This is a genomic window from Amycolatopsis sp. NPDC041971, assembly GCF_055588925.1.
Genome location: NZ_JBVJCE010000021.1, coordinates 63,981 through 72,563 on the forward strand (window position 1 = coordinate 63,981; position 8,583 = coordinate 72,563).

At 69.0% G+C, this 8,583-nt stretch carries 10 protein-coding genes and 1 pseudogene; 5 read left to right on the forward strand and 6 right to left on the reverse strand.

The window, feature by feature from the left end; genetic code table 11:
• The first annotated feature begins 79 nt into the window (after positions 1-79).
• The 4 genes from ACZ6DT_RS33270 to ACZ6DT_RS33285 all read left to right on the forward strand — a co-directional run bounded on the left by ACZ6DT_RS33270 (position 80) and on the right by ACZ6DT_RS33285 (position 2,797).
• Positions 80-436, forward strand: coding sequence for a hypothetical protein (locus tag ACZ6DT_RS33270; protein WP_465602749.1), 357 nt, complete (start codon positions 80-82; stop codon positions 434-436).
• Between the two features lie 334 nt (positions 437-770).
• Positions 771-1,424 carry a S1 family peptidase gene (locus ACZ6DT_RS33275; RefSeq protein ID WP_465602751.1) on the forward strand — a complete coding sequence of 218 codons (654 nt, stop codon included), beginning with the start codon at positions 771-773 and terminating at the stop codon, positions 1,422-1,424.
• 64 nt (positions 1,425-1,488) lie between these two features.
• Positions 1,489-2,487, forward strand: coding sequence for a helix-turn-helix transcriptional regulator (locus ACZ6DT_RS33280; protein WP_465602754.1), 999 nt, complete (start codon positions 1,489-1,491; stop codon positions 2,485-2,487).
• A 166-nt stretch (positions 2,488-2,653) separates the two neighbouring features.
• Complete coding sequence (locus ACZ6DT_RS33285; RefSeq protein WP_465602756.1) at positions 2,654-2,797, forward strand: hypothetical protein; 144 nt, start codon at positions 2,654-2,656, stop codon at positions 2,795-2,797.
• A gap of 263 nt (positions 2,798-3,060) precedes the next feature.
• On the opposite strand, the gene ACZ6DT_RS33290 is transcribed toward ACZ6DT_RS33285, so the two are convergent.
• Both ACZ6DT_RS33290 and ACZ6DT_RS33295 read right to left on the reverse strand, forming a co-directional pair.
• Complete coding sequence (locus tag ACZ6DT_RS33290; RefSeq protein WP_465602758.1) at positions 3,061-3,813, reverse strand: trypsin-like serine protease; 753 nt, start codon at positions 3,811-3,813, stop codon at positions 3,061-3,063.
• A 75-nt stretch (positions 3,814-3,888) separates the two neighbouring features.
• Positions 3,889-4,863 carry a LysR family transcriptional regulator gene (locus tag ACZ6DT_RS33295; protein ID WP_465602760.1) on the reverse strand — a complete coding sequence of 325 codons (975 nt, stop codon included), beginning with the start codon at positions 4,861-4,863 and terminating at the stop codon, positions 3,889-3,891.
• Positions 4,864-4,956: 93 nt separating this feature from the next.
• On the opposite strand from ACZ6DT_RS33295, the gene ACZ6DT_RS33300 reads away from it, so the two are divergent.
• Positions 4,957-5,919 (forward strand): M64 family metallopeptidase, encoded by a 963-nt coding sequence (locus ACZ6DT_RS33300; RefSeq protein WP_465602762.1) that lies wholly within the window; start codon positions 4,957-4,959, stop codon positions 5,917-5,919.
• 7 nt (positions 5,920-5,926) lie between these two features.
• On the opposite strand, the pseudogene ACZ6DT_RS33305 reads toward ACZ6DT_RS33300, so the two are convergent.
• The 4 genes and pseudogenes from ACZ6DT_RS33305 to ACZ6DT_RS33320 all read right to left on the reverse strand — a co-directional run bounded on the left by ACZ6DT_RS33305 (position 5,927) and on the right by ACZ6DT_RS33320 (position 8,390).
• Positions 5,927-6,390 (reverse strand): annotated as a pseudogene (locus ACZ6DT_RS33305) (SRPBCC family protein).
• Between the two features lie 59 nt (positions 6,391-6,449).
• Positions 6,450-6,731 carry a helix-turn-helix domain-containing protein gene (locus tag ACZ6DT_RS33310; protein WP_465602765.1) on the reverse strand — a complete coding sequence of 94 codons (282 nt, stop codon included), beginning with the start codon at positions 6,729-6,731 and terminating at the stop codon, positions 6,450-6,452.
• The gene (locus ACZ6DT_RS33315; protein WP_465602767.1) at positions 6,731-7,324 is read right to left on the reverse strand and encodes a hypothetical protein; all 594 of its coding nucleotides are present in this window, start codon (positions 7,322-7,324) and stop codon (positions 6,731-6,733) included. The genes ACZ6DT_RS33310 and ACZ6DT_RS33315 overlap by 1 nt, the downstream gene beginning before the upstream one ends.
• A gap of 10 nt (positions 7,325-7,334) precedes the next feature.
• Entirely contained in the window at positions 7,335-8,390 is a 1,056-nt protein-coding gene (locus ACZ6DT_RS33320) for an LLM class flavin-dependent oxidoreductase (protein WP_465602769.1), read from the reverse strand.
• Positions 8,391-8,583: the final 193 nt, after the last annotated feature.

An 8,583-nucleotide genomic window follows, 5' to 3' on the forward strand; every position in this document is an offset into this window, starting at 1 on the left:
AATTCGCACTGCACATCCCCCTGACTCGGAGTACGGCTGTACACTCGAATCAGGCAAGCCGTGTGGAGGTCGATTCCTGATGGACGTGACAAGAACCCTGAAGTCCGCACTCATCGGAACGACAAGCGAGTCGAGGTCCGCCGTCCGGGAGCTGCGACGGGAGACCGAGGACCTCGTGGCCCGGCGCGCGGGCAGGACGGCGAACCGGCTGACCGAACTCGGCGAGCGCCTCGCCGATCTGGTCCTGGTCTCCGGGAGCAGGCTCGCGGGACTCGCCGATCGGCACAGCAAGCCCGTGGGCGAGGGCGTGCGCCGGGAAGCGGACCGGATCGGCGATTCGGTGGAGCGGCTGTCCGTCACGCTCTCGGACCGGGCCATTCTCCTCGCCGAGGAACTGCTCGACCCCAAGCCGTCCGGGAAGCGCTGTCGTCGATGATCGCGAGCTGAATCGCGGTGCCGTGAAGGCCTCCTTGAGGGACTCTGAGTCCCTCAAGGAGGCCTTCACGGCATTAAAGCGACCTGATGAAGCCGGTGCAGCGTGGTCTTGAGTGACACATCGGTGCCATCGGCACTGTGGTGCCGAAAGCCCAGGTCCGGTGCGGCCTTCTCCCGTCTTTAGTCGCTATCGACCGCCGTATCCGCCTGCCTAGCATGGGAAAACCGGTAACGGATCCGGCCGGGCGATCCCTGGTGATCCGCCGCGGCCATACAACGGGTGACCCGTCGATTTCCCATTCCTTTTCCTGGTTCCCCTGCATTGGAAGGCACCCATGCGCATCCGAGGTCTCCTCACCGCCCTGCTGTGTGCGGCCGGGCTCACGACGGTCGCTCCGGCCGCCGGCGCGGCCCCCATCATCGACGGCGGATACGCCCAGTCCGGCCCGTGGGCGGCCATGATCGAGCAGAACGGCGAGCAGTGGTGCTCCGGTTCGATCATCAGCGCCCGCTGGGTGCTCACGGCCCAACACTGCGTCGACGAACCCGGCGCCGACTACTCCGTCCGGGTGGGCGACGTCGACCACCGGGCCGGAACGTACGCCGTGGTGGCCGACATCTACACGCCCTCGAGCGGCGCAGACATCGCGCTGTTGAGGCTCGACCGCTCGGTGAGTACGACGTATGCGTCGCTCGGCACTTCCCTCGCCGTCGGTGACACCGAATACGTCTATGGCTGGGGTTACAACGAAGACGGTGACCTGCAGCGGTATCTCAAGGTCGCCCGGATGACGGTGACCAGTGTCGGGAGTGGACTGATCAAGGCCCGCCGGGGCAACGGGCTGACCAACGGCGGTGACTCGGGCGGTCCGGTCTTCGTCGGCGGCAAACAGGTCGGTGTGCACATCGCCGGCAACAAGGTGGACAGCTCGACGCACACCAGCATCTCGGCGCACCGCACCTGGATCCGCGACACCTCGGGCGTCTAGGTTCGGCGAGCCGGTCCGGGGGCGGTGGCGCACCACCCCCGGACCGCTGAGAGGCAGGTGGAAAGTGACATCGACGACTCCCTCGGACGGACTCGGCGCGCAGCTGGCCAGACTGGGCGTCGGCGAGATCGCCACCCGGATCTACCTCCGGATGCTGGAGTCCGCGCCCGTCACCGCCGAGGGCCTGGTCTGGCGGGAGGGTGACGCGGAGACGGTTCAGCTCGCACTGAAAGAACTTGCCGATGCCGGACTCGCGGTACCGTCCGGAGTGGACGGGACCGAATTCCTCCCGGCGAACCCCAGCGAAGCGCTGACAGCGCTGACCACGCGACGGCAGGCCGAACTGCACGACGCGCGGCTCGCGGTCCAGACCGCGTATCGCGCCTTCCGGCGGGCGCATTCGGGGATGCCGAACGCGCAGGATCTACTCGAAGTGGTCACCGGCGACGCCATCGTCCCCCGGCTGCGACAGCTCGCGACCACGGTGCGGCATCAGGTGCGCCGTCTCGATTCCCCGCCCTACTTCACCGGCGGCCGCCGGAATCTGCTGGAGGAGGAGCAACTGCGGCGCGGGGTCACCTACCGCTGTGTCTACAGTGGAGCGTCGTTCGGTGATCCCGGCTATCTCGCCGAGAACATCCTGCCGTGTCTGCGAGCGGGCGAGCAAGCGCGCCTGTCGCCCGAACTCCCGGTGAAACTGACGCTCTTCGACGACCGTGCGGCCACCATCGCGCTGACCATCCGCGAGGCCGATCGCAATCAGTCCATCGTCGTGGTGCGCCCGTGCAGCCTCTTCTCCGCACTGGAGGGACTGTTCGAAACGTCCTGGGCCGCGGCGCTCCCGCTCGACCGGCGAGGACGGACGGCCGAACAGCCGATCCGGCCGATCGAACGAGAGCTGCTGATCCTGCTCGCCGCCGGACGCAAGGACGACGAGATCGCCGCCGCGCTCGGCGTCAGCAGACGCACCCTGTTCCGCTATCTCGAAACCCTGATGGACCGAGCGGGGGTCTCCAGCAGGTTCCAGCTTGGGGTGTTCGCCGCCCACAACGGCTGGCTCTGACGGCCCGCGATCAGTCCTCTGAATGCGGAAGTTGGCACTGCGAACGACCGCATTCAGAGGACTGCTTGCGAGACGCCCTCACCCGGATGGGGTCACCCGGGTAGCGCACCCCCGCTGCGGCGAACGCGTGGACAGCGGAAGGTGATCTTGAAAGGAGGGCGGCACCATGGGAAATCACCGTCAGCACCACCGTCAGCACCACGGCACCGCGTCGCTCCGGATCGCCACCGCCGGCCTGCGGGTTTTCGCGGTCGTGGTCGCGGTCGCGGCCTGCGCCTGGCTCGCGCTCTGGCTCGCGTTCACCCTCTGAGCCCGGCAGGCCCCGGCTGGGTTTCCGGCGGGCTCCCGGGTTCGGGCAAGGGCCGGTCCGGTCCCGGTTCGGGCGCCCCGGGGTCCGGGACCGGCTCTGGCCTGCCCGGGTCCGGCACCGGTTCGGGAATCCCGGGACCGGGAACCCCGGGATCCGGTGGCATGGTGTCCGGCGGCGCCGGAGGCGCGGTCATTCGAGCACTCGTCATCGCACTACCTCCTGCTCACGCCACTACCCGGCCCGCCACCGGCCGAAACGGTCCGCTAGCCCGTATGAGTGGCGATCCAGTCGGCGATGACGTCCGCGCGGGAGGTCGTCTCGATCCCGGCGTGCGGGCAGTTCGGTCCGGTGGTCTCCAGCGAGACCAAGGCGCCGCTCTTGCCTGCCGGGACGAAGTACGGCGCGCCCGAGTCGTAAGTGCAGGCGCTGGTCGTGATCGACGGCGCGGCGCCGCGGACACCGATCGTCGTCGGGGCCATCGTCGCCACCTGGACGGTGCCTTGCTGCATCCGGGTCGCCGGAGCGGGATTCGTGGCGCTCAAACTGCCCCAGCCCGCCAACGTCAGCTGCTCGCCGACCTTCGGCAGTGCTCGGTTCACCGTCAACGGGGTCACCGTGGTCACCGGGGTGTCCAGCTTGATGAGGGCGACGTCGTTTTCCTTCGCCTGCAGCACTTCGATCGCCTTGCGGGCCACGCCTGATTCGATTGCTTCGTCGACCAGGCCCAACGTCACCATCGTCGGATACGGCATCTTGCCCGCGACCCGCTTGCGGTGCGCGTCGTGGAAGCAGTGCCCGGTGGTGACGACCCAGCCGGGCGCGATCAGCGCACCCGTGCAGTAGCTGTTGTAGGTCGAGCCGTCCGGGCGGGGGATCTTCGTCATCGCGATCTTCGCGACGAACCCGAACTGCCCGAGCGGGACATCGGTGCCGTGGGCGACGTCCGGCCCGGCGAGCGCGGCCGGAGCGGTGGTGACGGTCAGGACAGCAGCGGCCAGCAGGGCGCGCAGACGCAATTTCTTACCCTTCGTCGATGAGGTGATCCGAGGCTAAGACCCACCGCCCGACAAGGGGAATTCCCTGACCAGGTGTCACCCGATGGCACGCCGGGCCGTGAACGGTTCGCCGCGACGGGCGAGCCAGTGGCGATAGGTGAGGCTGCTTTCGGTGTCGGACCGGTAAGCCGCCTCGGCCGCGACGATCAAGGCATCGCTGTTCCCGCCGAAGGCACCTTCGACGCTCCAGGCGATCAGGTACCGCATCCACAACGGATCTCCGGCCAGCGCGCGGATCGCGATTCCCGGTGAGGCGGGAAAGGTGACCTGACAAGGAGAAATCGCCCGGCCCGCCGCGATCAGCCGTTGCAGTGGCCGCAACTCCGTGCTCCGGTGCGCGACCTTCGGCCGGAATCCGGCCCGCGCACAGGCTTCCTCGAAGCACTCCGGCCAGCCTGCCCCGTCGGACGGTCCGAGCACCCACCGTTCCCCGGCGAGATCGGCGAGGTCGATCTCACCGTGACGGGCGGCCGGGTGGTCCGCGGCGATCGCCACGAACACCGGTTGCGTGGCCAGTGGCCGCGCCACCACACCCGGCGCGGACGGCAGGACGTGACCTGGATAGTCGGCGACGACGGCGGCGTCCAGCTGCCCGCAGGCCACGAGATCCAGCAGCCGGGACGGCGAGAACTCGGTGGTCACCGAAACCGCTTGCCCCCGGCCGGAATCACCGAGCCGGTCCGCCAGTTCGACGACCATCGAACCGCCGATCCCGCCCAGCGCGACCGGACGTTCTTCGCCTTCCGCCAGCCAGCGTGCCGCGTCCCGGTGCATCGTGTCCGCCGCGGCGAGGACGACCCGCGCGCGGCCGAGCACGCATTCGCCGAACGCCGTCGGGAAGACCCCGTCCCGGCCGCGGACGAACAGGGTTCCGCCGAACGCGCGCTCGATCCGCTGCACGGCGGCGGTCAGCGCGGGCTGGGTGCTCCCGATCGCGATCGCCGCGCGCGTGATGCTGCCGGCGTCGGCGACGGCGCACACCACTCGCAGGTGACGTAACTCGACGTCCATCACGCGGACCTTATGGCCACTTGGGATGTGCCGGAAGCCGTCGAAAGTCGGGATCGTCTTTCGTACTCCCCTACTTCCCCGCAAGGAGTACGCATGCGACGCGCCTGTCTCGTGTTCGCGCTGACCGCCACCCTCGTCGCCGCACTCGTTCCCGCGACGGCGTCGGCGGCTCCCCGGTTCACGATGTCGATGGAGGCCTTCGACCCAGGAGGAACCATCACCCGGGTGGACGTCACCCGGCCCGCTTCGGACAGAGCCGCCGCGCCGCAGCAGATCGCGAGCGCCGCCGCGGTGACCCCGATCGAAACCAACGGCCCCAGCGAGACCACCTTCGACCTGGTCTTCGTCGGTGACGGCTATACCTCCACCCAGCTGGGCACGTACTCGCAGCACGTCCGCTCCAGCATCGCGGCGCTGTTCGCCATCGAGCCGTACAAGAGCTACCGCAAGCAGTTCAACCTGTGGCAGGTCGACGTGGTGTCATCCCAGTCCGGCGTCACCAACGACCCCACCCAGGGAATCCGGCGCAACACCGCGCTGGGCTCGTACTTCTGGTGCGGCGGTATCGAACGGCTGTTGTGCGTCAACGAAACCAAGGCGAACCAGTACGCCGCGGCCGCGCCGGACGTCGATCAGGTCATCATGCTGGCGAACACCACGAAATACGGCGGCGCCGGCGGCGGGGTCGCGACTTCCTCGGGCGGCAACATCCAGGCCAGCCAGATCGTCGCCCACGAACTCGGGCACTCCATCGGCGGGCTCGCCGACGAGTACGACTATGGCACTTGCGATGCCCGCGAACCCCGGGAGCCCAACGCTTCCGCGCTCACGGCCGCGCAGATGCGGGACCGCCGCGCCAAGTGGTACACCTGGCTCGGCAAACCCTCCCCCGACGGGGGCACGGTCGGCGCCTTCGAAGGATCCCGCTACTGCAAGACCGGGATGTACCGTCCCAGCGTGAACTCACTGATGCGCACGCTCGGGCAGCCCTTCAACCCGCCGAGCACGGAAGCGATGATCGCGGGCTTCCACCGCGAGGCCGCTCATCGGCACTGATCCCTCGTCATGGCCGCTTGGCCGGGCCGCCGGCGTGATCGGCGAGCCCGGTCGCCATGTCCCGCATGAAGCGGCGGAGGTACCACCGGAAGATCCACGCGTTGCCCTTGCCCACGCGATACGTTCCGTGCCAACGGATCCGCGTTCCCCGTCGGGCGTTTCGCATAAATCGACCGAGGCCCGGTAATCGACCATCACCGGGACGTCCACACCCTCATAGGCGAACCGGCGTTCGGGGTGGAGGGCGGTGATCCGCTCCTTGGTGACCGTCTTGCCGGTGCGGAAGGCACGGATCGCGCCGACGCCGTCGCGTCCGTCGGCGGAAAGTCCTTGCGACGCGGCCACTTCCAGGGAACCCACCCGTGACCAGACCGGCCAGCTGCGGACGTCCAGCAACAGTGCCCACACCGCGGCGGGCGGCGCCGGCGATTCGGCGGTGACGTCGTACGACTGCGTTCCGGAACTACTCACCCGGCTCACCCTAGGAACGGGCGGCTTGGCTGACCATGTGCGGGATTGCGGGGCCGTGATCAGGAATTGCGGTAGTCCGAAGGGCGCGATCCGGTGTGCCGCAGGAAAGCGGCCGACAAGGCGCCGGGAGTGGCGAACCCGCACCGTTCCGCGATCCGCGCGATCGGGAGATCGGTGCCACGCAGCAGTCTTCGCACCTCCTCGACGCGGAGCCCGCTGAGGAAACGATGTGGTGTCTCGCCGGTCTTCTCTTTGAAGACCCGGATGAAGTGGTACACGCTCAGGTGCACTTCCCCGGCGATTTCGGCGACGCTGAGCGGATCGCCCAGCCGGTCACGCATCAGCGCGACGGCCGCGCGGACCCGTTCGTCCTCGCGGCAGGCACGCGGCGGGTCCGGTTTCCGCGCGTGGCGCGTGAGCAGGTGCACGGTGAGGAAGGCGGCCGCGGATTCGGCGTAGAGGTCGTCGTTCTCCCTCGCTTTCCCGACCGTCCGGACCAGCCCGTCGAGCAGCGGGTCTCCTCCGGCCACGGACGCCGCCATCGCCTCGTGGTCCACCGCGCGGCGACCGACTCCACCGTGGGTCCCGGGAGGTGGACCTGCAGGCTGCGCATCGACTCGTCACCAGGGTAGCGGCGCAGGACCGGCTTGCCGGGAACGGCGAGTTCGAGCCGTCCGGGCCCCCAGTGGTGGCGGTTCCACCGGCCTTCGCCGCGGATCTCCATCACCGCCCGCCCCGAAAGCGGCAGGACCAGATGGAGATCCGCGACGGCGGGCAGCCGCATGTCCTCGGCGACCGGAACGTGCTCGAACCGCTGGACGAGCAGCGACTCCCAGCCGGAGTCCTCCCAGCTGCAGAAGGTCCGCCGGACGTAACGGGACATGTCGAAACCGGTGTACGGCTGAAGGTCGAATCGCTCGGAATCGACCACCACGGTTTCGTGGCTAGCCGAGCAGCTCCCGCACACGCGGGACGACCTGCTCGCCGTAAAGCCGGATCGAGTTCAGGCGCTGCTCGTGCGGAAGCGCGCCGACGCTGTACTTGAGCTGGAAGCGCGACAGGCCGAGGGTGCGCACCGCCCAGGCGATCTTCCGCGCGACGGTCTCGGGCGAGCCGACGAACAGCGCGCCGCGCGGCCCGGCCATGGCGTCGTAGTCGGCACGGGACATCGGGCCCCAGCCCCGTTCGGCGCCGATCTTGGCGAAAGCGGCCTGGTGATGGGCGAAATGCTGGGCGACGGCCAGTTCGTCGGTCTCGGCGATGTGCCCAGGGCTGTGCATCGAGATCGGCAACTCCTGGTGGCCCGCCTCCTTCAAGGCACGCCGGTACAGGTCCGCGAGCGGGGTGAACCGCTCCGGCGACCCGCCGATCACGGCCATCACCAGCGGCAGGCCGTACGCGGCCGCGCGGACCACCGACTGCGGGGTCCCGCCGACGCCGACCCAGGCGGGCAGACTGCCCGATTCGGTGACCGGGAACGCCTGCGCGCCTTCCAGCGCGGGGCGGACGGTCCCGGACCAGTCGACCGGCTTCTCGCCCCGCAACTGTGTGAACAGGTCGAGCTTCTCGGCGAAGAGCACCTCGTAGTCGTCCAGCGAATAGCCGAACAGCGGGAACGACTCGGTGAACGAGCCCCGGCCGAGCGTGACCTCGGCGCGGCCCCGGGAAACGGCGTCCAGCGTGGCGAACCGCTCGTACACCCGCACCGGGTCGTCCGAACTGAGCACCGTGACGGCCGTGCCCAGCCGGAGCCGTTCGGTCCGCCCCGCGATCGCGGCCAGCACGACGTCCGGCGAGGACACCGCCATTTCCGCGCGGTGATGTTCGCCAACGCCGAAGTAGTCCACACCCACCTGGTCGGCGAGGACGCCCTCGGCCACGACCTGACGGATGGCTTCGGCCTGGCTCACCGGCTGGCCGTCCGCGCCGTTCTCGACGTCGCCGAACGTGTCCAGGCCGAAAGTCGGCTCTTGCCGGGTGCCCAAGATCTCGTGACCCATGTCCAACTCCTCAAGTAGTTGAACGCTCAAACGTCGGGTCAGAGGATCGTATTCCGCGCCGGTCCGGGGACAGCACGCGAAACTGGCCGTTCGATGCGGGGGGGGGGGGGGGGGGGGGGGGGGGGGGGGGGGGGGGGGGGGGGAGGCGACAACCAAGACAAAAAAAAAAGCGAAAAAACAGAGCGTGCTATCG